General features: G+C 70.8%; 24 protein-coding genes. 18 read left to right on the forward strand and 6 right to left on the reverse strand.

What is annotated here, in order from left to right:
- The first annotated feature begins 42 nt into the window (after positions 1-42).
- From hisF to ACZ6Z4_RS28240, 4 genes are all read left to right on the forward strand, one after another.
- Complete coding sequence (hisF, locus tag ACZ6Z4_RS28225; protein ID WP_465570260.1) at positions 43-804, forward strand: imidazole glycerol phosphate synthase subunit HisF; 762 nt, start codon at positions 43-45, stop codon at positions 802-804.
- Between the two features lie 5 nt (positions 805-809).
- Positions 810-1,313 (forward strand): MarR family winged helix-turn-helix transcriptional regulator, encoded by a 504-nt coding sequence (locus ACZ6Z4_RS28230; protein ID WP_465571831.1) that lies wholly within the window; start codon positions 810-812, stop codon positions 1,311-1,313.
- A gap of 82 nt (positions 1,314-1,395) precedes the next feature.
- Entirely contained in the window at positions 1,396-1,908 is a 513-nt protein-coding gene (locus ACZ6Z4_RS28235) for a MarR family winged helix-turn-helix transcriptional regulator (RefSeq protein WP_465570262.1), read from the forward strand.
- Entirely contained in the window at positions 1,905-3,482 is a 1,578-nt protein-coding gene (locus tag ACZ6Z4_RS28240) for an MFS transporter (protein ID WP_465570265.1), read from the forward strand. Before ACZ6Z4_RS28235 ends, ACZ6Z4_RS28240 begins: the two co-directional genes overlap by 4 nt.
- Here the strand turns inward: ACZ6Z4_RS28240 and ACZ6Z4_RS28245 are convergent.
- Positions 3,479-4,771, reverse strand: a complete 1,293-nt coding sequence (locus ACZ6Z4_RS28245; protein WP_465570267.1) for an MFS transporter — start codon at positions 4,769-4,771, stop codon at positions 3,479-3,481. The two genes, ACZ6Z4_RS28240 and ACZ6Z4_RS28245, sit on opposite strands and share 4 nt — an antisense overlap.
- A 7-nt stretch (positions 4,772-4,778) precedes the next feature.
- On the reverse strand, positions 4,779-5,366 hold the full coding sequence (locus ACZ6Z4_RS28250) for an ArsR family transcriptional regulator (RefSeq protein ID WP_363677873.1): 588 nt from the start codon (positions 5,364-5,366) through the stop codon (positions 4,779-4,781).
- Positions 5,367-5,452: 86 nt separating this feature from the next.
- On the opposite strand from ACZ6Z4_RS28250, the gene ACZ6Z4_RS28255 reads away from it, so the two are divergent.
- From ACZ6Z4_RS28255 to ACZ6Z4_RS28265, 3 genes are all read left to right on the forward strand, one after another.
- Positions 5,453-5,965 (forward strand): RNA polymerase sigma factor, encoded by a 513-nt coding sequence (locus tag ACZ6Z4_RS28255; RefSeq protein WP_363677875.1) that lies wholly within the window; start codon positions 5,453-5,455, stop codon positions 5,963-5,965.
- A complete protein-coding gene (locus tag ACZ6Z4_RS28260) occupies positions 5,958-6,557 on the forward strand; it encodes a hypothetical protein (RefSeq protein ID WP_465570270.1) in 600 nt (199 codons plus the stop codon). Before ACZ6Z4_RS28255 ends, ACZ6Z4_RS28260 begins: the two co-directional genes overlap by 8 nt.
- 206 nt (positions 6,558-6,763) lie before the next feature.
- Positions 6,764-7,711, forward strand: a complete 948-nt coding sequence (locus tag ACZ6Z4_RS28265; RefSeq protein ID WP_465570272.1) for a GNAT family N-acetyltransferase — start codon at positions 6,764-6,766, stop codon at positions 7,709-7,711.
- A gap of 125 nt (positions 7,712-7,836) precedes the next feature.
- Here ACZ6Z4_RS28265 and dacB read toward each other — a convergent pair whose 3' ends face one another.
- Complete coding sequence (gene dacB / locus ACZ6Z4_RS28270; protein ID WP_465570274.1) at positions 7,837-9,435, reverse strand: D-alanyl-D-alanine carboxypeptidase/D-alanyl-D-alanine endopeptidase; 1,599 nt, start codon at positions 9,433-9,435, stop codon at positions 7,837-7,839.
- Positions 9,436-9,579: 144 nt separating this feature from the next.
- On the opposite strand from dacB, the gene ACZ6Z4_RS28275 reads away from it, so the two are divergent.
- The 4 genes from ACZ6Z4_RS28275 (at position 9,580) to ACZ6Z4_RS28290 (ending at position 14,579) form a co-directional block, all read left to right on the forward strand.
- On the forward strand, positions 9,580-10,902 hold the full coding sequence (locus tag ACZ6Z4_RS28275; RefSeq protein WP_465570276.1) for a family 43 glycosylhydrolase: 1,323 nt from the start codon (positions 9,580-9,582) through the stop codon (positions 10,900-10,902).
- A 132-nt stretch (positions 10,903-11,034) separates the two neighbouring features.
- Positions 11,035-13,218: an alkaline phosphatase family protein gene (locus ACZ6Z4_RS28280; RefSeq protein ID WP_465570278.1), complete on the forward strand. Its 2,184-nt coding sequence runs from the start codon at positions 11,035-11,037 to the stop codon at positions 13,216-13,218.
- Positions 13,219-13,221: 3 nt separating this feature from the next.
- Positions 13,222-13,989 (forward strand): MBL fold metallo-hydrolase, encoded by a 768-nt coding sequence (locus ACZ6Z4_RS28285; protein ID WP_465570280.1) that lies wholly within the window; start codon positions 13,222-13,224, stop codon positions 13,987-13,989.
- Positions 13,986-14,579, forward strand: coding sequence for a DedA family protein (locus tag ACZ6Z4_RS28290; RefSeq protein WP_363675494.1), 594 nt, complete (start codon positions 13,986-13,988; stop codon positions 14,577-14,579). The genes ACZ6Z4_RS28285 and ACZ6Z4_RS28290 overlap by 4 nt, the downstream gene beginning before the upstream one ends.
- Here ACZ6Z4_RS28290 and ACZ6Z4_RS28295 read toward each other — a convergent pair.
- Positions 14,565-15,206 carry a TIGR03085 family metal-binding protein gene (locus ACZ6Z4_RS28295; protein WP_465570283.1) on the reverse strand — a complete coding sequence of 214 codons (642 nt, stop codon included), beginning with the start codon at positions 15,204-15,206 and terminating at the stop codon, positions 14,565-14,567. The genes ACZ6Z4_RS28290 and ACZ6Z4_RS28295 overlap by 15 nt on opposite strands.
- A gap of 100 nt (positions 15,207-15,306) precedes the next feature.
- Between ACZ6Z4_RS28295 and ACZ6Z4_RS28300 the strand changes: the two genes are divergently transcribed.
- Both ACZ6Z4_RS28300 and ACZ6Z4_RS28305 read left to right on the forward strand, forming a co-directional pair.
- On the forward strand, positions 15,307-17,160 hold the full coding sequence (locus tag ACZ6Z4_RS28300; RefSeq protein WP_465570285.1) for an ABC transporter ATP-binding protein: 1,854 nt from the start codon (positions 15,307-15,309) through the stop codon (positions 17,158-17,160).
- Complete coding sequence (locus tag ACZ6Z4_RS28305; protein ID WP_465570287.1) at positions 17,157-18,953, forward strand: ABC transporter ATP-binding protein; 1,797 nt, start codon at positions 17,157-17,159, stop codon at positions 18,951-18,953. The genes ACZ6Z4_RS28300 and ACZ6Z4_RS28305 overlap by 4 nt, the downstream gene beginning before the upstream one ends.
- Positions 18,954-19,086: 133 nt before the next feature.
- Here ACZ6Z4_RS28305 and ACZ6Z4_RS28310 read toward each other — a convergent pair whose 3' ends face one another.
- Positions 19,087-19,410 (reverse strand): Fe-S cluster assembly protein HesB, encoded by a 324-nt coding sequence (locus tag ACZ6Z4_RS28310; RefSeq protein WP_363675486.1) that lies wholly within the window; start codon positions 19,408-19,410, stop codon positions 19,087-19,089.
- A gap of 212 nt (positions 19,411-19,622) precedes the next feature.
- Between ACZ6Z4_RS28310 and ACZ6Z4_RS28315 the strand changes: the two genes are divergently transcribed.
- Positions 19,623-20,489 (forward strand): GNAT family N-acetyltransferase, encoded by an 867-nt coding sequence (locus ACZ6Z4_RS28315; protein ID WP_465570292.1) that lies wholly within the window; start codon positions 19,623-19,625, stop codon positions 20,487-20,489.
- Here the strand turns inward: ACZ6Z4_RS28315 and ACZ6Z4_RS28320 are convergent.
- Positions 20,486-21,598 (reverse strand): dipeptidase, encoded by a 1,113-nt coding sequence (locus ACZ6Z4_RS28320; protein ID WP_465570294.1) that lies wholly within the window; start codon positions 21,596-21,598, stop codon positions 20,486-20,488. The two genes, ACZ6Z4_RS28315 and ACZ6Z4_RS28320, sit on opposite strands and share 4 nt — an antisense overlap.
- A 102-nt stretch (positions 21,599-21,700) precedes the next feature.
- Here ACZ6Z4_RS28320 and hisI point away from each other — a divergent pair, with 102 nt between their 5' ends.
- The 4 genes from hisI to ACZ6Z4_RS28340 all read left to right on the forward strand — a co-directional run bounded on the left by hisI (position 21,701) and on the right by ACZ6Z4_RS28340 (position 24,520).
- Complete coding sequence (gene hisI / locus ACZ6Z4_RS28325; RefSeq protein WP_344170081.1) at positions 21,701-22,030, forward strand: phosphoribosyl-AMP cyclohydrolase; 330 nt, start codon at positions 21,701-21,703, stop codon at positions 22,028-22,030.
- 142 nt (positions 22,031-22,172) lie between these two features.
- The gene (locus tag ACZ6Z4_RS28330) at positions 22,173-23,669 is read left to right on the forward strand and encodes an anthranilate synthase component I (protein WP_465570297.1); all 1,497 of its coding nucleotides are present in this window, start codon (positions 22,173-22,175) and stop codon (positions 23,667-23,669) included.
- Positions 23,669-24,202, forward strand: a complete 534-nt coding sequence (locus ACZ6Z4_RS28335; protein WP_465570299.1) for a Trp biosynthesis-associated membrane protein — start codon at positions 23,669-23,671, stop codon at positions 24,200-24,202. The genes ACZ6Z4_RS28330 and ACZ6Z4_RS28335 overlap by 1 nt, the downstream gene beginning before the upstream one ends.
- Before the next feature lie 54 nt (positions 24,203-24,256).
- Entirely contained in the window at positions 24,257-24,520 is a 264-nt protein-coding gene (locus ACZ6Z4_RS28340; RefSeq protein ID WP_363675475.1) for an HGxxPAAW family protein, read from the forward strand.
- Position 24,521 lies beyond the last annotated feature (1 nt).

The following is a 24,521-nucleotide window of genomic DNA, read 5'->3' on the forward strand; positions in this document are numbered from 1 at the left end:
TGCGGCTCTCGTCGTTGGGGCCGATGCCCTAGCCTTGTCCCCGTGAGCCTTGCCGTGCGTGTGATTCCCTGTCTGGACGTCGATGCCGGGCGGGTGGTCAAGGGTGTCAACTTCGTGAACCTGCGCGACGCCGGGGATCCGGTCGAGATGGCCAAGTTGTACGACGCCGAGAGCGCCGACGAGCTGACGTTTCTGGACATCACCGCGTCCTCGGGGTCGCGGGAGACGACGTACGACGTGGTCGGGCGGACGGCCGAGCAGGTGTTCATCCCGCTCACCGTCGGTGGCGGCGTGCGTGAGGCCGCGGACGTGGACCGGCTGTTGCGGGCCGGCGCGGACAAGGTCGGGATCAACACCGGCGCGATCCACCGGCCGGCGGTGATCGAGGAGATCGCGCACCGGTTCGGGAACCAGGTGCTGGTGCTGTCGCTCGACGTACGGCGGTCGGCGGAGCAGCCGAGCGGGTTCGAGGTGACGACGCACGGCGGGCGGAAGCCGGCCGGGCTGGACGCGATCGAGTGGGCGCGTAAGGGCGCCGAGCTCGGCGCGGGCGAGATCCTGCTCAACTCGATGGATGCCGACGGCACCAAACAGGGGTTCGACCTGGAGCTGATCCGGGCCGTGCGCGCGGTCGTCGACGTACCGCTGATCGCCAGCGGGGGAGCGGGCGCGCCCGAGCACTTCCCGCCCGCGGTGGAGGCGGGCGCCGACGCGCTGCTCGCCGCGAGCGTGTTCCACTTCGGCGACTTCCGGATCGCCGACGTGAAGAAGGCCCTCCGCGACGCCGGCATCGTGGTCCGGTGAACGAGATGGTCGCCCAGCGCCCCGAGCCGAAGGCCGGTCCCACAGCAGGTCGTTCCACCGGAAGACCTCCGGAACTCATCGCTGACGTCGAACAGGAACTTTCCATCCTGCTGCGCCGGGCCCGTTCGGCTCAGATGCTGCTTGCCCGTCGTGTGCACCCGGAAATGGACGCCGCCGGCTACGCCCTGATCTCCCAGATCGACCTCGGTACCGCCGCGGGCGGCGCCGGCGTACGGGCCTCCGACGTCGCCCAGGCGCTCGGCCTCGACAAGTCGACCGTCAGCCGCGGCCTCAGCCAGCTCGAGTCGCTCGGCCTGATCGAGCGGATCGGCGATCCCGACGACGGTCGCGCCCGCCTGCTCCGGATGACCACCGCCGGAGCCGAGCGGTACGACGCGATGCGCGCTCAGCGCCAGGCCGAGTTCCGCGCCATCCTGGACCGCTGGGACAGCGACGACCTGACCGACCTGGCCCGTCTGCTCGGCCGCCTCAACACCGACCTGAGCTAGCCGAGGTCACCCTCAGTCACCGATCCACCGCAGAACACACAAATGGTTGTGGAAACCAACTATCCAGGTATATAGTTGGGTTATGCAACTAGCCCAGCAACCCTCCGTCCCGGGGGTCGAACGGGACACGCCGGCGCAGGATGTGCTCGAAGGGGTCAGTTCCCTGATTCGCGCCGTGCGGTGTATCGAGCACCGGCACCTGTGGCCCGACACCGGGCTGCGGCGGGCCGACGCCAGTGTGCTGAAGGTCCTGGCCAAGGACGGCGAGCAGCGTGGGGGAGAGATCGCCGGGAAGCTCGGCGTCGACGCCTCCGTGGTGAGCCGTCAGCTGACCGCCCTGGAGTCCGACGGCCTGGTGAGCCGCCGGCCCGATCCTGCCGACGCCAGGGTCTCCCTGGTCGCGCTCTCGCCGACCGGCCGTGAGCGCCTGGAGGCCCTGTACGCCAGCTACACCCGGCACCTGCGATCCGCGCTGGCCGACTGGAACGACGACGACATGGCAGCCGCCGCCGAGACCTTGCGCAGAGTCGCCGGCGCTGTCACCGAGGCTGCCACGTCCGTGAGGCGTCCCACCACTTCGACTGGAGAGAGATGACTGTCACCGAGACCCGGCCGGCCCCTGCCGCGCCGGAACTCACCCACCGCGAGATCCTCGAGATCCTGGTCGGGCTGCTCGCCGCGCTGTTCACGGCGATGCTCAGCTCGACGATCGTCAGCAACGCCCTGCCGACGATCATCGCCGACCTCCAGGGCAGCCAGACGCAGTACACCTGGGTCCTGACCGCGAGCCTGCTCGCCACCACCGTGTCCACCCCGATCTGGGGCAAGCTGTCCGACCTGATGAGCAAGAAGCTGCTCGTCCAGCTGGCGATCTCGCTGTTCGTGGTCGGCTCCGCGCTGGCCGGGATGGCCCACAACGTGCCGTTCCTGATCGGCGCCCGCGTCCTGCAGGGCCTCGCGATGGGCGGCCTGATGGCGCTCGCGCAGGCGATCATCGGCGCGGCGATCCCGCCCCGCTCCCGCGGCCGGTACTCCGGCTACATGGGCGCCGTGATGGCGGTCGCGACCGTCAGCGGCCCGCTCATCGGTGGCGTCATCGTCGACACCAGCTGGCTCGGCTGGCGCTGGTGCTTCTACGTGTGCGTCCCGCTCGCCGTGGTCAGCCTGGTGGTGCTGCAGAAGTACCTGCACCTGCCGGTCGTGAAGCGCCGCGTGCGGATGGACTACCTGGGTGCCGTCCTGATCAGCGCGGCCGCGAGCCTGCCGCTGATCTGGGTCACCTTCGCCGGGCACGACTTCGCCTGGGTCTCCTGGCAGTCGGCGCTGTTCGTCGGCGGCACGGTCCTGTTCGGCGTACTGGCGGTCGTCGTCGAGAACCGCGCGGCCGAGCCGCTGGTCCCGCTGAAGGTCGTCCGGGAGCGGACCACAGCGCTGGCGATCGTGGCCAGCCTGTCGGTCGGTGTCGCGATGTTCGGCTCGGCGCTGTTCCTCGGCCAGTACTTCCAGATCGCCCGCGGCTACAGCCCGACCGAGGCCGGCCTGCTGACGATCCCGATGATGCTCGGCTCGTTCATCGGCTCGGTGGGTTCGGGCCAGATGATCACCCGCTTCGGCAAGTGGAAGCGGTACCTGATCGCCGGCGGCATCCTGCTGGTGATCGGCCTGGTCATCCTCGGCACCATCGACCACACCAGCCCGTACTGGTACGTCGGACTCGGCATGCTGTCGATGGGCGTCGGGATGGGCATGATGATGCAGAACCTGGTGCTCGCGGTGCAGAACACCGTCGACGTCTCGCAGATCGGCGCGTCGAGCGCGTCGGTCGCGTTCTTCCGCAGCCTCGGCGGCGCGGTCGGCGTCTCGGTCCTCGGCGCGGTCCTCGCGACCCGGGTCAAGGACCTGCTGATCGAGGGCGTCCTGCGCGGTCCCGGCGGAGCCGCCGCGGCCGGCAAGCTCCAGGACGGCGGCGGCACCAGCCTGCTCGACGTCAACCACCTGCCCCCGCAGCTGGCCGAGCTCGTCCGTCAGTCGTACGGCGACGCGACCGGTCGGATCTTCCTGATCGCCGCCGCGTGCGCGCTGGTCAGCCTGATCGCGGTCCTGTTCATCAAGGAGGTCCCGCTGCGGACCACCGTCGCGAAGATCGAGGAGCCGATCGAGCTCGACTAGTTCGTCGTACGGACCTCACCTGCAGCCACCAGAACTCCTTCTGGTGGCTGCAGGTCGTCCAGGCTCTTCGTGCTGATGATCGGGGAGCGGAGCAGCCAGAGCACCGACAGCGCTCCACCGGCCGCGGAGATCAGCAGCGTCCCGCGTACGCCGATCCAGGTGCCGAGCAGGCCACCGATGACGGCACCCAGCGGCCGTACGCCGTAGTTGATGCTCGCGAACGCGCCGACCACCCGGCTGCGCATGTGGTCGTGCATCACCGCGGCCTGCAGCGAGTTCAGCGGGACGTCGAAGCACATCACCGCGAACGAACCGACGAACTCGGCGACCGCCAGCGCGGTCGCGCGGGCCCACACCGGGCCGCCACCGAGCGCGAGGATGCCGATCGACGCCGGGAAGACCACCGCGCTGATCGCGATCAACCGCCCCGCGCCCAGCATCCGCGTCAGCGGCGCCGCAGCGATCGCGCCCACCAGACCGCCCGTCGCCCCGATGCCGAACGCGACACCGATCACTCCCGCGGACAGCCCGAGGTTCCGGCTGGCGAACAGTACGAGCAGCGCCATCCCGATCATGTTGAAGAAGTTCACGGTCGTCGCGCACCCCAGGCTGCGGCGCAGGTACGGGTGCCGCATCAGGTAGCCCATGCCTTCCCGCGCCCGCCGCCACAGCGACTCGCTCGTCTCGTCCGCGGCCCCCGGCTCCACCTTCAGCCGCGACACCTGCACGGCCGAGAACAGGAACGAGCACGCGTCGACGACGATCGCCACCGGCGCGGTCAGCCACTGCACGAGCACACCACCGACCGCAGGCCCGGCCATGAACGAGAACGACCGCGTCGCCGAGAGCTTGCTGTTCGCCTCCAGGAACTGCGGCCGCGGCACCACCCGGACGAAGAACGCGGCGTTGGCGGTGTTGAACACGACGTGCGCCGTACCGGCCAGGATCGCGATCGCGTACAGCTGGACGAGCGTCAGCATGTCCATCCAGTACGCCGCCGGCAGCGTCAGCAGCACGACGGTCCGGGTCAGGTCGGCCGCGATCATCAGCGGCCGCTTGTCGCGGTGCTGGTCGACCCAGGTCCCGATGAACAGCGACAGCAGGTTCGGCAGCCAGACCGCGGCGGTCAGCAACCCGGTCTCGAAGGCGCTCGCGTCGAGCAGCGTGACCGCGATCAGCGGCAGCGCGAGCTCGCTGACCCGGTCGCCGAACTCGGAGACGGCCTGCGCCGACCAGAGCGTCCGGAACTGCCGGTCGCGGAGCAGGCTGGTGGCGGACAACTTCCTCATCAGAGCCTCACTCAGTTGCTTCGGGCAACGACATGCGGAGGTGCCGGACCGGGCGGGCCGCGGCGGGGGCGCCGTCCGGGCCGCGCAGCACGAACGGCGCGAGCAGGTCCTGGATCGCGTTCTCCAGACTCTCGAGCTCGTCCTGCGTGACGAACAGCAGCGTGTTCGACGAGCCGACCGCGCGGGTCCACTCCGGGTCGAGGGACGGTTCGGTCTCGGCCAGCCACTGCTGGGCGGACTCCAGCGCCTGGTTCATCATCTCGGCGCGCAGTAACCGGCCGGCCTCGGTGCCCTCGGGGGTGTCCGGCATCTCGTACCGAAAGCCGCGCGCGACCGCCTGCCACCAGCGCTGCCGCTTGTCGGCGGTGCCGTCCGGGGGAGGCCCGTCGGTGACCAGGCCGAAGCCGGCCAGGTGCCGCAGGTGCCAGCTCGTCACCGACGGCGAGGCGCCGACGTGCTCCGACAGCTGGGTCGCGGTCGCCGGGCCGTGGCGTTGCAGGTAGCTGAGCGCGGCCAGTCGGACGGGGTGCGCCAGAGCCCGCATCGCCTGTGGGTCGGTGACCTCGAAGTCGCCGTACGGATTTCTGAGAGACATGTTTCGAGAGTAATCTCTCACATCTCGGTGGTGCAAGAGTCCGAAAAAGGATGGAACCTGGTCCGGTGGCAGCGCGTGTTAGCGGTGTGAGGCACACCGAAACCGATCCGAACGCGGAGGTCGCGGCGCTCTACGCCCGGACCTGGCCGCGGCTGATCGGTGTCCTGGTGTCGATCGGCGGCTCCCGCGCGGACGCAGAGGAGGTCGCGCAGGACGCCTACGTGAAACTGCTCGGCCGCTGGGACAGCATCCGCCGCTACGACGACCCGGAGGCGTGGGTGCGGGCGGTCGCCGTCCGGACGCTGATCAGCCGGCTGCGTCGCCAGCAGGTCGCGCAGAAGGCCTCCGCCAAGTTGCTCGGCAGAACAGGAGAGGTCCGTGAACCGGACGGGGACGCGCTCGACGTGGCGGCGGCGCTGGCCAGGATCCCACCCGCGCAGCGCGCGGTGGTGGTGCTGCACCACGTGATGGATCTTCCGGTCGACCAGATCGCCGACGAACTGCAGGTCCCGCCGGGCACCGTGAAGTCCCGGCTGGCCAGGGCCCGGCAGGCCCTGGCCCCGCTGCTCGCCGTCCAGGAGGAGGTGCCCCATGGCTGAGCTGAGGACCGAGCTGCTGGTCGAGTACGTCGACGAGCAGACTCCCGAGCAGGCCCCGCCCTTCACCGGCGTGGAGCGGGGAGCCCGCCGGCGCAAGCGGCAGCGCAACCTGCTGGCCGTCGCGACTGTGGTGGCAGTCGCGACGGTCGCCACGGTCGTCACCCAGGACGTCCAGCGCGGCGCCGAGCCGTCCGCCCCGGCCAGTACGCCGACACTCGGCGTACTGGACGACGGGCCGCCGCCGGCCAAGTTCAAGTTCGGCAACACCCTGATGCTGCTGCAGAAGGAGATCCCGGTGACGGCTGTGCGGCCGGTGCCCGGTTCCCCTTCGGTACTGGTGGTCGAGGCACCCCGGGCCGGCTGGCCCGGGGAGGGGTGCAACCCGCACACGATGGTCCGCATCCTCGATCAGGACGCGACCACGGCCCGGATCGCGGCGTACCGCTACGTGGTGGCGCCCGACGAGCCGAGCGGCGGAGAGTGCCTGAAGGCCCAGACCGGCCCGGTCCGCGTCCAGCTCGACCTACGGACCGCGATCGGAACGCGCCGCATCATCGCCGGCACCACCGGCGACCGGGTGCTGCTGAACTGACGCCCTCGCCGGGACGGACCGCGACCGCCCCGGCGAGGCCGTCGCCCCCGAACGCCCAACGCCTGCGTTCGGGTCCTGTGGACAACCACCCGGTGCTGCGGTGGTCCGCTTGTAAACTCAACAAGGAAAGGGCAGGCGGCGGGCACGGACGGCGACGAGCTGTTAATCGGTTGGACAGGCTCGGTGGTGGTGCCGAGCATGTGGGGATGACTGCTGCGTTGCCCGCTGGGCTGACCGTCCGTCCTGCCGAGCTCGGGGACGCCGAGGTGATCACCGCGCAGATGGGGGCGTACACCTCGGGGCTGCTCGGGTTTCCGAAGCACAGTCTGGAGAACGTCGCGGACTACCTGCAGGATCCGTCGATGGAGCTGGCGACGGGGAGCTGGCTGGTGTTCGACGGTGATCAGCTGGTGGGGAGTGCGACGGCTGTGCTGACCGGCGCGCGGCCGTACGTCGGTCTGGACGTGTTCGCGGCGGACGTGGCGGTGGCGGCGTGGTTGCTCGACACCGCGTCGGCTCGGGGGATCGAGCTGGCGCGCGCAGCCGGGTGGCCGGTGTCGGAGCTGCATGTCGGGCAGCTTCGGGAGGACGAGGTGTTCGAGGGGCTGCTGGTCGAGCGCGGGTTCGCGCGGGAGACCTCGGTGCAGCTGATGCGGATCGATCACACTGCGCCGGTGGTGATGCCCGAGCCGCCGACCGGGGTGAAGCTGCGGGTCGGCGCGTACGACGACGCGACGCGGCGGGTCGTGCACGGGTTGATCGTCGACGCCTTCGCGACGCAGCCGAGTTCGGGACCACGCCCGTACGACGAGTGGCTGGCCTCGCACGAGTCGCGCTCGACCTTCGACTGGTCGCAGATGACGATCGCCGAGCTGGACGGTGTGGCGGTCGGGATGCGGGAGTGCAACGGGGAGTTCGTGAGCAGCTACGACTGCAACTACATCGGGCGGCTCGGTGTGCTGGAGTCGGGGCGCGGGCGGGGGATCGCGAAGTACCTGCTGCGGGAGCAGTTCGCGCGGGACCAGGCGGCCGGGTTGAGCGGGACGATGCTGCACGTGGACAGCTCGAACCCGACGCCGGCGGTCGGCCTGTACCTCGGCGTCGGGATGCGGCCGACGGTGATCACGGACATCTGGGAGCGGCAGATCGGTTGAGCATCTGATCGCCCGCCGCCCGCCGCGCGCCGCCCGCCGCGCGCCGCGCGCCGCGCGCCGCGCGCCGCGCGCCGCGCGCCGCGCGACCGCCTCGGGTCACCCCGAGGCGGTCGCGCAGAGGTGGATCAGCAGGCCTTCGTCCACTCCCCACACGCGTCGTCACCCGACGCCGTGCGGAGGGTCGACGGCGCGACCGCCGCCGGGGGATTCGCCTCCGACCACGACGCCAGCGTCACACCCACCGCGTCCTCGACCGGTCGCGGCGTCGTCAGGTAGTTGTTGCTGATCATCGAGAACACCAGTTTCCGCCCGTCGGCGTCCGTGACGTAGCCCGACAACGCGGTCACGCCCGTCAGCGACCCGGTCTTCCCGTGCAGGTTGTTGGCGGCCGGCGTCCCGGCCATCCGCGACCGCAGCGTCCCACCGACAAATCGATCAGAGTTGCCCGCGATCGGCAGCGCGTCGTACCACTGCTGGTACCACGGCTCCTTCTGCGCGGCGATCAGCAAGTCGGTCACGCTGTCAGCCGTGACGTTGACCTTCCGCGAGAGCCCCGAGCCGTCCGAGAGCCGGATCGTCGAGGTGTCGACCCCGACGCTCGACGCGTAGTCCGTGACGACGCCGAGCCCGGCCGACCAACTCCCGGACGCTTCGGCCACAGCGCCCATCGCCTTCACCAGCGTCTCGGCGTGCATGTTGTTCGACAGCTTCAGGAACGGATTCATCAGCTCGCCGACCGTCATCGACTCGTCCCGCGCCAGCCGGCGCGAGCCTGCGGCCGGAGTAGCGCCGACCTTGATCCGGCCGTCCACCCGCACGCCGTACGAGGCGAGCGCCCGCCGGAACACATCAGCCGCATAGACCTCCGGCTCCCAAACAGTCACCCACTCCTGCCCGACCGACTCGTCGGCAGGCACCGACCCGGAGACCCGTACGACGTTCGTCCCGTGATCGCGCTCGATGGTGAGCGTGTTGTCCGACCCCGCGGCTCCGGTCTTCGCTGTGCTGACCAGCTTGATCACGCCGTTCGCCGGCACGAGCTTCAACCCGACCGGCGCGCCCACCTTCGATCCCGGCCGGCTCTCGACGATCGCCGTCCCCGAGTCGTAGTCGGTGTTCGGCGCGAGCGTCAGCGCCGAGATCTGCGCGTTGTAGTAGAACGGCTCGTCGTCCCAGGCCCAGCTGTCGCCGAGGCGGACGTGGTCGAAGTACGTGTCGTCGGCGACCAGGTCGCCGTCGATCCGCCGTACGCCGGACTTCGCGACCTGCTTGGCCAGCGCGACGTAGTCCGACTCCAGCGCCGTCGGGTCGCCGTAGCCCTTCAGGTACAGGTCGCCGCGCAGCTTGCCGCCGCGCACCGGCGCGGTCGCGAGCACGTCGGTGTGGAACCGGTACGACGGCCCGAGCGTGTGCATCGCGGCCGTGGACGAGAACAGCTTCGTGTTCGACGCGGGCAGCAGCCGGGTCGAGCCGTTGCGGTCGTACAGCGTCTCGCCGGTGGTCGCGTCGCGCACCACCAGCCCGACCTGCGACCCCTGGAAGCGCGCGTCGGCGAGCAGCGTGTCGAGCTGCTGGGTGAGCCCGGTCGCGGCGACCTGCGTCCCGGACGCCGTGGCGCCCTGGCCGGCCGAACCGGCCGTCTGTGCCACCAGTCCGGCGGTCGCCGCGACGGCCGCGGCGACGGCGACGGCACCCCGCGGGGACACCTTTGGTAAGAACTTCACGAGAACTCCAACCCCTCAGGCGGAAACCAACTAAGCGGAGTCAACACCGCCAACTCCGCCGGGTCCAGAGGTGACCTCTCGTCATCCAGGTGAATCGATGGAAAAGTAGCCCTCGCAGGTACCGCCCCACCTGAGGAGCACATGATGCGCAGACGTCTCCTGACCGCGCTGGCCGGCTTGACCGCGCTCGCAGCAGCGCTGAGCCCGGTCAGCACCACCCCGGCCACAGCCGCCGAGCAGAGAACCACCGCGGCCGTCTTCCCGGCCCCCGTGATCAACGAGGACTTCCCCGACCCGGACGTCGTCCAGGTCGGCAGCACCTGGTACGCCTACTCCACCAACAACGGCCGCGGTCACGTCCCGGCCGCCTCCGCCCCGAGCGCGAACGGCCCCTGGACGATCCGCGGCGACGCGATGCCCGGCGGCCCGTCCGCGGCCTGGGCCCAGTCCGGCCGCACCTGGGCTCCCGACGTCCACCCGAACCCGGACGGCAGCTTCACCCTCACCTACACCGCCTGGCACAAGTCCTCCGGCCGCCAGTGCATCGGCGCCGCCACGGCCAGTTCACCGCTCGGCCCGTTCACCCCGGTAGGCAATCAGCCGCTGATCTGCCCGCTCAACCTCGGCGGCGCCATCGACGCCAACACGTTCGTCGCCAACGACGGCACCCGCTACCTGCTCTGGAAGAACGACGGCAACGCCATCGGGGTCAACTCCACCCTCTGGCTCACCCGTACGACGAACAACGGCACCGCCCTCACCGGCGGCAACACCGCGCTGATCTCCTCCGGCGGTGTCATCGAGGCCCCCGACCTGGTCCAGCGCGGCAGCCAGTTTGTCCTCTTCTACTCCGGCGGCAGCTACACCGGCTGCGAGTACCTCACCTCGTACGCCGTCGCGCCCACCCTCAACGGCCCGTGGACCACGGCTTACCGGCCACTGATGACGAGCGCGAGCTTCGACAACCACGTCTGCGGCCCCGGTGGCGCCGACTTCGTCAACGACAAGGTCTTCCTGCACGGCTGGGTCAACGGCGCCCGGCACCTGTACGTCGCCGACCTCGGCTGGGCCGGCGACTTCCCGGTCGTCCGCGGCAGCCGGGTCCGCACCGAGGCCGAGCGCGGCACGCTGAACAACTGCCGGGTCCGCACCGGCGCCGCCGGCGCGTCGCAGGGCGCCGTCGCGGCGTACATCGACTTCGCGGACTCCTGGGTGGAGAACACGTTCTACGCACCGCGAGCCGGCAGCTACACGCTGTGGGTCGGCTACGCGAACGGCACCGGCAGCACCGCCAGCCACGGTGTCGTTGTCAACGGCAACAGCCAGGGCTCGGTCAGCTACCCGGCCGCCGGCTGGGACAACTGGCGCCAGAGCTCGGTCGGCGTGACGCTGAACGCGGGCTGGAACACCATCCGGCTGACCAAGGGCAACTCGTACGCGGAGGTGGACTACTTCGAGCTCCAGTGAGGGTTCACCCCGTCGCCGGCTCAGGGTCGACCCGGGAAGCACCCGTCCGTTGCGTGGCGCAGTGGACGGGTGTGCGGGGCGGCCTCGTAGTCTCGTTCCAGTAGTGAACTACTCGAACGGGGAGTCGGAAGGTTGGCCAAACCACCTGAGCAGGTCTCCGGCGACCGGCGCCGGCGTCCGGTCTGGCTCGACGTCCGCCGGACCACGCGTGGCCTGCAGGCGATGCTGCTGGGCGGCCTGGCGTCGCTGGTGTCGCTCGTCATCACCTTCTGGACGCTGCCGCAGATCAGCAGCGACGGTCCGCTGCCGGTCTTCCGCCTGGTCGTGCTGCTGGCCGTGATCGGGCTGCTGATGCGCTGGCTGCTGGCCGGCCTGGCGATCCTGATCGGCTCGGTCGGCGTCCTGATCGGCGGCCTGCTGTCCCAGTTCGGCGTCGTGTACGTCGGCGTCACGCTCGACCCGGGCGTCAATCTGCACGGCGGCGTCGAGGCGCCGCTGCTGGTCTCGATCGTGATGTCGTCGGTCAGCGCCTTCGTCGGCTGGGTCGCGTACGCCGGCAGCGACGACGCGTACGTGTCGGAGGTGATGCGCGGCGTCCGCCGCAAGGCCCGCCGGCTGCAGCCCGCGCCGAAGACCGGGCTGCTGATCGTCCAGATCGACGGCCTGGCCGCGCCGCTGCTGAACTGGATGGTGATGTCGGGCAACCTGCCGCACCTGGGCGGCTGGATCCGCGACGGCAGCCACTCGATGCTCGGCTGGCACACCGGCGTACCGGCGACCACTCCGGCCAGCCAGGCCGGCATCCTGCACGGCGGTTCCGGGCAGATCCCGGCGTTCCGCTGGTACGAGAAGGAGACCGGCCGGGTGATGGTCACCAACCGGTCCCGCGACGCCGCCGAGATCGAGGCCCGGATGTCGACCGGCCGCGGCCTGCTCGCCGACGGCGGCGTCAGCATCAGCAACAACTGGTCCGGCGACGCCCCGAACTCGGTGCTCGTCTTCAGCCGGGCCGCGCTGCCCAGCGCCCGCGCCCGCGGCTACGTCCGGTTCTTCAGCAGCCCGCAGGGCGTCACCCGCGGCCTGGTGCTCAGCGTCGGCGAGATGATCAAGGAGCTGCACCAGGCGCGCCGGCAGCGGATGCGCAAGCTGGTCCCGCGGGTCAACCGCGGCGGTTCGTACATCTTCCTGCGGGCGGTCTCGAACGTGCTGCTGCGCGACCTGAACGTTTCGCTGATCACCGACGAGCTGGTCAAGGGCACCCCGGTGATCTACTGCGACTTCGTCGACTACGACGAGGTCGCGCACCACGCCGGCCCGACCCGCCCGGAGTCGCTGCAGACCCTCGAGGGCCTGGACCGGGTGCTCGGCGCGCTGCAGCGGATCATCGACACGCTGCCGCACTCGTACGAGATCGTGGTGCTGTCCGACCACGGCCAGAGCCAGGGCTCGACCTTCCTGCAGCGGTACGGACGGACGCTGACCCAGGTGGTCGACGACCTGGTCGACACCACCAAGGAGCCGGTCGCGGCGACCGGCCGGTCCGAGGGCTGGGGACCGGTGAACGCGTTCCTGACCGAGCTGAGCCTGCGCCGCAGCGTCGCCGGGTCGGTGACCCGCAAGGCGCTGCACGGGAAGGCTCCGCGCGGCGAGGTCGAGCTCGGGCCGGCCGACTGCGAGCCGCCGGTCGCGGCCGACGAGCAGATGGTGGTCACCGCCTCGGGCAACCTGGCGCTGATCTACCTGGCGACGACGCCGGGTCGGGTTCCGCTGGAGGAGATCGAGCTGCTGCACCCGCGGCTCGTGCCCGGGCTGGCGACACATCCCGGGATCGGGTTCGTGGTGATCGACTCGCTGGCCGAGGGGCCGGTCGCGATCGGCCGGGCCGGGGTGCACGTGCTGCGGACCGGCCGGGTCGAGGGCGAGGACCCGCTGGCGGCGTACGGGCCGTTGGCCGCGTCGTCGCTGCTGCGGCAGGCCGAGATGCCGCACAACGGCGACCTCGTGGTGGTCAGCCGGCTCGACGAGTACACCCACGAGGTGGCGGCGTTCGAGGAGCTGGTCGGCTGCCACGGCGGGATCGGCGGCTGGCAGACCGAGGCGGTGCTCGTGCACCCGCGGCGCTGGGTCGTCGACGAGCCACCGGTCGGCTCCGATGCGGTGCACGCGCTGCTGATCAGCTGGCTGGAGCAGCTCGGCCAGCGCAAGCGGCCGGGCACGGAGACGGTCGACGACGACGAGCTGGAGCGCACGGAGTCCGGCGACGGGCGCGTGGGTCAGGGCGTCACGGTGGACAGCGACGCGAGTGTGGAGGCCTGAGGCGTGCGAATCACCTGGTGGGGGCACGCCACCACCACCATCGAGGACCGCGGCACCAAGCTGCTCACCGACCCCGTCCTGACCGCCCGGATCGCGCACCTGCGCCGCCGGCGCGGCCCGCTGCCGCTGCCGGACGCGGGGGACTGCGACGCGGTGCTGATCTCGCACCTGCACGCCGACCACCTGCACCTGACCTCGCTGCCGCTGGTCTCGCCGGACGCCGCGCTGGTCGTCCCGCGCGGCGCCGCCCGGCTGATCCACGCCGAGGCCGGCAAGGCGTACTCCGACCGCTGCATCGAGGTTGCCCCGGGCAACCAGGTGCGGATCGGCGGGCTGGACATCACCGCGGTCACCGCCGACCACGACAGCCGCCGGCTGCCCTGGTCGCAGTACCGGGCCCAGGCGCTCGGCTTCCGCGTCGAGAGCTCGCCGAGCGTCTGGTTCGCCGGCGACACCGACCTGTACGACGACCTGACCGCCGAGGTCGGCCCGGTCGACCTGGCGCTGATCCCGGTCGGTGGCTGGGGGCCGTCGCTCGGCGAAGGGCACCTCGATCCGGTTCGGGCCGCGGAAGCGGTTCGGCGGGTCGGTGCGCGGTACGCCGTACCGGTACATTTCGGGACGTTCTGGCCGATCGGCTGCGACTGGCTGAAGCCGGAGCTGTTCCTGCCGCCGGGCGACCGGTTCAAGGCGGAGATGGCGGCGGTGGACGCGGGAGTGAAGGTGGAGGTTCTGGTGCCGGGGGAGTCGACGGAGGTGGTGCGGCCGTGAGCGGTGACGCGCATTTCGACCTCTGGTACCTGATCGTGCTGGCCGGTGCCGTGCTGCTCGGCGCGGTGCTCCCGGTGCTGCCGACCGGTGCGGCGGTGTCGGCCGGGGCGGTGCTCGCCTCGCACAACAACCCGATCGGCCTGGTCGGCGTACTGATCGCCGGGGCCGGTGGCGCCTATCTCGGCGACCTCATCGTGTACGCCGGGTGCCGCGCCGGCGGCGAGCGGCTCGCGAAGCGGATCGGCTGGCTGCGCGACAACGCGTCGCTCGACGCGCTCCGCGACCGGCTGGCCAACCACGAGATCAGCGTGCTGCTGACCTCGCGGCTGATCCCCGGCGGGCGGGTGCCGGTGCTGCTCGCGGCCGGGCTGGCCGGGTACCGGTGGCACCGGTTCGCAGTGGTCGACCTGGCCGCGTCGTCGCTGTGGGCGGCGGTCTACATGGCCATCGGGCTGCTCGGGTACGCGCTGTTCGACAAGCCCTGGCAAGGCGTCGTGGCGGCGATCGTGCTGGTGCTGCTGACCACGGTGGTCAGCAGCCTGGTGCAGCGGTACCGGAAGAAGAAGGCGACGATCTCAGACGCCGAATGACTGGTTCTGCAGCTGGGCGGTGAGCTCCGGGTCGCCGTCGAGGTCGACCTGCGCGACCGACTGACGGCCGAAGCAGAACAGCACCAGCTCGGCCGGCTCGCCGGTGATCGTCACCGACCCGGCGGCGGTCGGCTTCTTCGCGACCGCCTCACGGCCGTCCGGCGTCCGCAGCACCACGCCGCTGCTCGCCTTGCGCAGCATCGAGCGGGCCCGCAGGCTGGCCATCTTCCACAGCCCGGCCTGCTGGTCGTCCGGCAGCGCCCGGACCTGGAAGTCGGCGACCGCGCGGCGGACGTCCTCGTGGTGCACGAAGTACTCGGTCACGTTCAGCTGGGGGCCGAGCACCGGCAGGTTGAAGATCGACACCGTCGGAGGCCCGTTGCGGACCCGGTCGACCAGCTCGGTGAAGGTCCAGCGCGTCTTCGCCCCGGTCATCCGCCGCTCGGTGGTGTCGGCCAGCGCCGGGATCATGATCCCCGGCCCGGCCACCGGGTCGGACTCGCGCACCCACAGGTGCGCCGCCAGGTCATGGGTCGACCACCCCTCGCACAGGGTCGGCTGGTCCGGCCCCACCTGGTCGAAGAGGTCACACAGAGCGAGTCGTTCCACCTGGCTGTAGTCGGTCACAACTCGATCGTAGTTGTCGGTGCCCAATGGCAGAATGTCATTCGTTGTCAGTCTCACTGGCTGCCTACACACCTGACAGTGCCGTCGTGAAGGATGCCCCGTGCCGTTGCCGAAAGTCCCCACCAAGGGGAGCGTGACCCGGCGCGGGTTCGCGGTCCTGCGTGTCGCGATCGCCGAGGAGCCCTGGGTCTTCGCGCTCTCGGTCGCGGCCAGCATGCTGTACGGCGCGATGACGGTCGCCGACGGCTGGGCGCTCGGCTGGGCCACCGACCACGTGATCCGCCCGGCGCTCGAGCGCGGGGACACCACCTTCGGCGCGCTGGCGTCGCTGGTCTCGCTGTTCCTCGGGATCGCGGTCCTGCGCGCGATCGGTGTGGTCGGCCGCCGGGTCGGCGCCGGCGTGATGCAGTTCCGCCTGCAGGCGACGTACCGGCGCCGGGTCACCCGGCAGTACCTGAAGCTCCCGCTGGAGTGGCACCACAAGCACCCGACCGGCCAGCTGCTGTCGAACGCGAACGCCGACGTCGAGTCGACCTGGTACCCGATCGCCCCGCTGCCGATGGCGGTCGGCGTGATCGCGATGCTCGCCTTCGCGACCGCCGCGATGTTCGCCGCCGACGTCTGGCTGGCGCTGGTCGGCTGTCTGGTCTTCCCGCTCGTCTTCGTCGCCAACGTGATCTTCCAGCGGGTCCTGCAGCCGCTCGCGACCCGCGCGCAGGAGCTGCGCGCTGATGTCTCCGAGGTCGCCCACGAGTCGTTCGACGGTGCGCTGGTGGTCAAGACGCTGGGCCGCGAGGCCGCCGAGACCGAGCGCTTCACCGGCCCGACCAACGAGCTGCGCGACGCCAACATCGCGGTGAACCGGGCCCGCGGGGCGTTCGATCCGGTGATCGAAGGGCTGCCGCGGATCGGCGTCCTGCTCGTCCTGCTGGTCGGGGTCGGCCGGGTGAAGTCCGGTGCGGCGGACGCCGGTGACGTGGTCCAGGTTGCGTTCTTGTTCACGCTGATCGGCTTCCCGATCCGGGCGCTCGGCTGGGTGCTCGGCGAGCTGCCGCGCTCGGTCGTCGGCTGGGACCGCGTCCAGCGCGTGCTCACCGCCGAGGGCGGCATGGAGTACGGCGACCAGAAGCTCACCTCGATCGCCGCGGCCCGGCTCGACGTCCAGGACCTCCACTTCGGGTACCTGCCCGAGCGTGACGTGCTGTCCGGCGTCGACTTCACCATCGAGCCCGGCCGGACGGTCGCCGTGGTCGGTCCGACCGGCGCCGGCAAGTCCACGCTGACCACGATGCTGACCCGGCTGGTCGACCCCGAGCAGGGCGCGGTCCGGATCGACGGCGTCGACCTGCGGACGCTGGCCCGCGACGAGTTGGCCGGGTCGGTCGCGCTGGTCGCGCAGACCGCGTTCCTGTTCGACGACTCGGTCCGCGGCAACATCACGCTCGGCGGCGACTTCACCGACGACGACATCTGGGACGCGCTGCGGATCGCGCAGGGCGACGGGTTCATCCGGTCGCTGCCCGACGGGCTCGACACCAAGGTCGGCGAGCGCGGTACGACGTTGTCCGGCGGTCAGCGGCAGCGGATCGCGCTCGCCCGGGCGCTGGTCCGGCGGCCCCGGCTGCTGATCCTCGACGACGCGACCAGCGCGGTCGACCCGCAGGTCGAGGCCCGGATCCTGGCCGGCCTGCGCAGCGCCGTACAGGGTGGGCGGTCGGACACCACCGTGCTGGTGATCGCGTACCGGAAGGCGACGATCTCGCTGGCCGACGAGGTGCTGTTCCTCGACGACGGGCGGATCGCGGCGCAGGGCACGCACCTGGAGCTGCAGGAGAAGTCCCCGGAGTACCGGGATCTGGTCGACGCGTACGAGAAGGACGCCGCGCGGCGTGAGGAAGAGGCCGAGCTGGCCGCCGAACTGGACGATCTGGACAGCGAAGGAGCAAGCGCGTGAGTGCCGCGGAGGCGACCCGGCTCGATGCCGGGGACAACGCCGGAGGGCTCGACACCCTGCGACAGGGCATCCGGGTCTCGCCGGAGCTGGCCCGCGGATGGTGGATCACCGGGCTGCTCGCGCTGACCATGACGGCCGGGCGGATCGTCGTACCGATCGCGGTGCAGCAGACCATCGACAAGGGGCTGTCCGGGCCGGGCGGGCCGGACATGTCGTTCGTGGCCTGGATGTGCGTCGCCTGTGCGGGCGGGATCCTGGTCACGGCGTTCGCGTCGTACCTGACCACCGTGCGGCTCGCGATCAACTCCGAGAGCGGCCTGGCCACGATGCGGATCAAGGCCTTCCGGCACGTGCACGACCTGCCGGTGCTGACCCAGTCGACCGAGCGGCGCGGTGCGCTGGTCAGTCGCGTGACCTCCGACGTCGACACGGTGTCGCAGTTCCTGCAGTTCGGCGGGTTCATCTTCCTGGTCAGCATCGGGCAGATGCTGCTCGCGACCGTGGTCATGTTCGTGTACTCGTGGCAGCTCGCGCTGGTGGTGCTGATCTGCTTCATCCCGCTGTTCGCGAGCCTGAAGTCGCTGCAGCGGTTGATGTCGGCGGCGTACGGCGTGGTGCGGGCGAAGGTCGGCGAGATGCTGTCGGCGATCGCGGAGCCGGTCGTCGGCGCGCAGGTCGTCCGGGCGTACGCGATCGAGCGCCGGACCCAACAGCGGATCGATGCGTCGATCGAGGACTACCGGAAGACGGCGACGCGGGCGCAGGCGATCACCGGGATCACGTTCTCGATCGGTGGTCTGGCCGCCGGTCTGGCCAACGCCGGTGTGCTGACCGCGGGGGTGCTGCTCGGTGTCGACGGTCAGGCGACGCTCGGCGAGATCCTGGCGTTCATGTTCCTGGTCGCGCTGTTCTCCGACCCGGTGCAGATCGCGACGCAGGTGCTGACCGACGCGCAGAGTGCGTTCGCGGGATGGCGGCGGGTGCTCGGCGTGATCGCGACGCCGGCTGACGTCGTGGACCCGGGCGAGGACGGCGTGACGCAGGGGCGGGGGCCGATCACGGTCGAGTTCGCGGACGTGAACTTCGCTTACCCGGAAGGGGAGTTGGTCCTGCGCGACGTCGACGTACGGCTCGAACCGCACCGGCGGGTCGCGGTCGTGGGGGAGACCGGGTCGGGCAAGACGACGTTCGCGAAGCTGCTGACGCGGTTGATGGATCCGACGTCGGGTGCCGTGCTGCTGGACGGCGCGGACGCGCGGACGATCGCGTTCAGCTCGCTGCGGGAGCGCGTGGTGATGGTGCCGCAGGACGGGTACCTGTTCGACTCGTCGCTGGCGGAGAACGTGCGGTTCGGGCGGCCGGAGGTGACGGACGCCGAGCTGCTGGCGGCGTTCGAGTCGCTGGGGCTGACGGACTGGCTGGAGTCGCTGCCCGACGGGCTCGCTTCGCCGGTCGGGCAGCGCGGCGAGTCGCTGTCGGCGGGGGAGCGGCAGCTGGTGGCGCTCGTGCGGGCGAACATCGCCGACCCGGATCTGCTGGTCCTCGACGAGGCGACATCGGCGGTGGACCCGGGGACGGAGGTGCGGGTCAACGCGGCGCTGGAGCGGCTGATGGCCGGGCGGACGTCGGTGACGATCGCGCACCGGTTGTCGACGGCGGAGGCGGCGGACGAAGTACTGGTGTTCGATCAGGGCCGTGTGGTCGAGCGGGGTCCGCATGCCGAGCTTGTCGGCCAGGGTGGCGTGTACTCGCGCTTGCACAGCAGCTGGATCGCCCAGCGCTCCGCAGGCTGAAACTCACCTTGGCGGGCCGCTTCCTCTCGTCTTTGCACGACGAGGCGGGCCGGAGAAGGGAGGAAAAGGGCTCCGGCCCGCCACGTCGGTCACTCGGGGCGTGCTGTTGAGGCAGCACGCCCGGCTTCAGTTGTTACGACGGCGTCGGAGCCGCGCCGTTCTGCTGCCCGGCGCCGGGCTGCGGGACGAGCAGGAACTCGACCCCACCCTTGTCGTCCACCGCGGCGTCCAGGATCTTGTCGTCCAGCGTGCTGGCCGCGTTCTCCTCCAGGAACACCCGCGCGCCGCTCTCCTCGACCACCTGGTCGCCCTGCTGCGGGCCCTCGGTCGTCGTCACCGCCAGGGAGGGGTCGGTCGGGTTCTCCTGGGAGATCCGCACGCCGGCACCCTCCGGCGCGCCGTCGACGCCGGTGATGGACTTGATGACCAGAGTCGCGTTCTCCGTCAAGGTCAGCACAACTACTCCTCGTTGTCGATCAACACGGTGAGCCCGCCCCGTGCCCGATCGGGAAAACCACAAACATCTCCAGTTCGTCACCTCCACATCTTTCAAGTGCCGGCCCTCGATCGGTGGCCGGCACTTGAAAGATGTGCAAGGTGATGAGGGTGGTCCGCTGGCGTGGGGTGGCCCGGTGTGCGTTTTCGGCGCTGGTGGTGTGGGATCAGGGGATGGGTATCGAGTTGGCGACTCCGGTGGTGGGTGGGCTGGAGATGGTGGCGGCGCGGTTGGCCGAGTGGCAGGTGGACGGTGGGGCGGTGCAGTTGCATCCGGGGGATCTCGGGTGGTTCTGGCGGTACGGCCCCGAGCAGACCGCGGCGGCGGTGCGGACGTGGGCGCGGGACGGGGAGATCCTTGCCGTCGGCATGCTCGACGAGGCCGATCTGCTGCGGGTGGCCATCGCACCGGCAGCGCAGCAGGATGACGAGCTGGCGCGGCGGATCGCGGAGGACGTGGCTGATCCGGCGCGCGGGGTGTTGGTGGCGGGGAAGGTCTACCTGGAGACGCCGACCGACAGCCGGGTGCGGGATTTGTTGTTCAGCGCCGAGTGGGAGCTGGACGACCCGTGGCAGCCGCTGGAGCGGGAGTTGAGCGAGCCAGTCGAAGACGGTGGACTGCAAGTCGAGCTGGTCACCCCGGAGACCGCCGCGGTGAGGGTTGCGGTGCAGCGGGCCTCGTTCGACGGGTCGACGTTCAGCGACGAGCGGTGGCAGGCGATGGCCGACGGTACGCCGTACGCGCGGGCGCGGTGCCTGATCGGGCGCGACGGCGCCGGCGAGCCGGTGGCGGCTGTCACCGTCTGGTCGGCGGGCAAGGGCCGCCCGGGGCTGATCGAGCCGCTCGGTGTGCACCGGCTCCATCGCGGGCACGGCTACGGCCGCGCGATGACGCTCGCGGCCGCAGCAGCGCTGCGTGAGCTTGGTGCTTCCAGAGCGCAGGTCATCACGCCCTGCTTCAACGAAGGAGCTGTGGCAACTTACGTGAGCGCGGGATTCACACCTCTGGAAGTACGCCGAGACCAGTACCGCCCGAGCTAGCCCGACACCTCGTCGGCGGCCCGGAGCACCCGCAGAATGTTGCCCCCGGCAAGCTTCACCAGGTCGCTGTCGGACCAGCCGCGGTCGGCGAGTGCGTAGAACAGCGTCGGGTACGACGCCACGTCCGGCAGCTCCACCGGGAACTGCGGGCAGCCGTCGTAGTCGCCGCCGAGCCCGATGTGGTCGATGCCGGCCACCTCGCGGACGTGCTCGACGTGCGCGACCACGTCCTCCAGCGTCACCTTCGGCCGCGGTACGTCGTACAGGTCGCGGAGCTTCTTCTGGTCGGCGGGGCGAAGCGGGTCGAGGTCGTGCTCGGTCGCGATCTCGCGGGCCTGGTCGGCCCAGTCGACGAACGGCTGCGAGACGAAGTACGGCACGAAGGTGACCATGCAGACACCCTCGTTGCCGGCCAGCGTCGTGAGGACGTCGTCGGGCACGTTGCGCGGAACGTCGCAGATCGCGCGCGCCGACGAGTGGCTGAAGATCACCGGCGCCGACGTGACCCGCAGCGCGTGCCGCATCGTGTCGGCGGACACGTGCGACAGGTCGACGAGCATGCCGATCCGGTTCATCTCGGCGACGACCTCCTCGCCGAACGCGCTCAGCCCGCCGAGCACCGGCTCGTCGGTCGCGGAGTCGGCCCAGGAGACGTTGTTGTTGTGGGTGAGCGTCATGTACCGGACGCCGAGCGCGCGCATCACCCGCAGTACGCCGAGCGACTCACCGATCGAGTGGCCGCCCTCCATGCCCATCAGCGACGCGATCCGGCGCTCCTTGAACGCGGCCTCGACCTCGTGCGCGGTCGGGGTGAGCGCCATCGACTCGGGGAACCGCTCGACGAGACGGTGCACGAAGTCGATCTGCTCGAACGTCCGGCGTACGGCGTCGTCGTCCTGCGGGACCCACAGCGACCAGAACTGGGCGCCGACCTGGCCGACCCGCAGCCGCGGGAGGTCCGTGTTCAGCTTCGGTACCGAGACGCTCAGGTCGTAGGCGTCCAGGTCGTAGCCGCACAACTCGTAGAAGGCGATCGGCAGGTCGTTGTGCCCGTCGATCAGCGGATGGTCCTGCAACAGCGTCTGCACCCGCGCCACACTCGTCGTCATCCCGCCATCCTGTCAGCCTCGCGCGCGCCTGTCAGGCCGGACTCGGGGTCCAGTCCTGACCTGCTGGTCAGGAGGCGACCGGGGCTGAGGGACAATGGGCCGGTGAGTATCGAGGAGCTGACCTTCGACGCGGCCGGGCTGATCCCGGCGGTGGTGCAGCAGTACGACACCCGCGAGGTGCTGATGGTCGGCTGGATGAACGCCGAAGCCGTCCGCCGGACCGCCGCGACCGGGCGGAGCACGTTCTGGTCGCGCAGCCGTCAGGAGTACTGGGTCAAGGGCGAGACCAGCGGTCATCGCCAGCACGTGAAGCAGATCCTCGTCGACTGCGACGCCGACACCCTGCTGGTCCTGGTCGACCAGGAAGGCCCGGCCTGCCACACCGGCACCCGCAGCTGCTTCGAGCACGGCGAGATCGAGGTCACGGCATGATTGGCCTCGCTTCGCTCGGCGGGTCATGGGGCTTTGTCTCCCGGTCTTCCCTCGTCGGTCGGTCGCTGCGCTCCCTCCCTCCTCAGTCCAGACCGGGAGGCCCCATGACCTTCGTTCACTCCTCGTACGGCCGGGAGACCCGATGACGGCGAACAGCCCGGAGCTCGAGACCTTCCGCGAGTACGCCAAGGACCGCCGGGTCATCCCGGTCACCCGCCGGTTGCTGGCCGATGCCGAGACGCCGATCGGCGTCTACGGCAAGCTCGCGGCCGAGCGCGAGGGCACGTTCCTGCTGGAGTCGGCGGAGAACGGCGGTGTCTGGGCGCGGTACTCGTTCATCGGCGTTCGCAGCGCCGCGACGCTGACCGAGCGCAACGGCGAGGCGATCTGGACGGGCAACCCGCCGGTCGGTCTGCCGCAGACCGGTGACCCGCTGCAGGCGCTGCGGGAGACGCTCGAGATCCTGCACACCCCGCGGCTGCCCGACCTACCTCCGCTGACCGGCGGCATGGTCGGCTTCCTCGGGTACGACGCCGTCCGCCGGCTGGAGAAGTTGCCGGACACAACGGTCGACGACCTGGGCCTGCCCGAGCTGACGTTCCTGTTCGCCACCGACCTGGCCGCGCTCGACCACGAGACCGGCGAGATCTGGCTGATCGCCAACGCGGTGAACTGGGACGACTCCGACGAGCGCGTCGACGAGTCGTACGCCGACGCCGTCCGCCGGCTCGACGCGATGGAGCGCGACCTGGCGCAGCCGACGCCGTCGTACGTCGTCCGGGCCGACCGGAAAGTCGAGGCCGACCCGCGCCGGCAGCGCTCCAGCGCGGAGTACCGGGAGGCCGTCGAGCACGCCAAGGAGGAGATCCGGGCCGGCGAGGCGTTCCAGATCGTCGTCTCGCAGCGCTTCGAGCTGGACACCACCGCGAGCGCGCTCGACATCTACCGGGTGCTCCGCCGGTCCAACCCGAGCCCGTACATGTACCTGGTCCGGCTCGACGGGTTCGACATCGTCGGCTCCAGCCCGGAGGCGCTGGTCAAGGTCACCGACAACAAGGTGATCCTGCACCCGATCGCCGGCACCCGCCGCCGCGGCGCGACGCCGGAGGAGGACCACGCGCTGGAGGAGGAGCTGCTCGCCGACGCCAAGGAGCGCGCCGAGCACCTGATGCTGGTCGACCTCGGCCGCAACGACGTCGGCCGGGTCTGCGCGCCGGGCACGGTCGAGGTGGTCGACTTCATGGACGTTCGCCGGTACAGCCACGTGATGCACCTGGAGTCGACGGTGACCGGGCGGCTCGCGGCCGGCAAGACCGCGTTCGACGCGCTGACCGCCGCGTTCCCGGCCGGAACGTTGTCCGGGGCCCCCAAACCGCGGGCGATGCAGATCATCGACAAGCTCGAGGTGACGCGCCGCGGGGTGTACGGCGGTGTGGTCGGCTACCTGGACTTCGCCGGTGACGTCGACACCGCGATCGCGATCCGGACCGCCGTCCTGCGCGGCTCGACGGCCTACGTCCAGGCCGGCGCCGGTATCGTCGCCGACTCCGACCCGGCCGCCGAGGATGCCGAGTGCCGCACCAAGGCCGCGGCCGTTCTCAACGCGATCACGGTCGCCGGAACGTTCACCGAGGTCTGATGCGCAACCCGCAACGAGTCGTCGACCTGTCCGCCCTCGTCGGGCTGGCGCTGCTGGCGCTGTCGGCGTACCTGACCTGGTCGACGGCGGACCCCGGCAGCGGCCGCCCGACCGTCGACTTCAACGGGTACGCCGTGACGCGCGCACCGCTGACGCTCGGCCTGGCGGCCGTCGTCGCCGTGGTCGTCGTCAAACTCGCCGGTACGGCGGTCCGCCGCATCCTGTCGGCCCTGGTGCTGCTGATGGGCGTGGCCGCGGTCCTGGTCGCGCTGCGGGTGCGGCCGAGCACGACCGAACTGGGCCGGCTGCGGCCCGAGCTGAGCCAGGCGGTCACCGACCACGTCGGGCTGACCACCGGCCCGGCGCCCTGGCTGGCGCTGGCCGGGGGAGTGGCGTTGATCGTCGCGGGGCTGACCGGGGTCCTGACCGCGCACCGGTGGCGCCGTCCGACCCGGCGATACGAGCGTGATCCGGCCGCCGCGCCAGCGGATCAGTGGAAGGCGATCGACGCGGGTGAGGACCCGACGATCTGATCGCGGCGGGGTACCGCCACAATAGGACGGGACGACGACAGGGAGTGGGCGCAGGTGACGGAAAAAACCAGCACGGAAGTACCGGCGACGTACGAGAGCGAGGACGGCCACGCGGGCGGCCTGCACGGCAGCACCCCGGCGGCCTGGACCGCCGTGGTGATCGTGCTGGTCGGGTTCACGCTGGGCGCCATCGCGATGGTGATGGGACCGAACTGGGTGCTGTTCTGGATCTCCGCCGCGATCGCCGTGGCCGGCGGCCTGGTCGGCAAGGTGATGCAGTTGCTCGGCTTCGGTGCCAAGTCCAGCGACCACCACTGAC

It is taken from the genome of Kribbella sp. NPDC104740 (assembly GCF_055583505.1).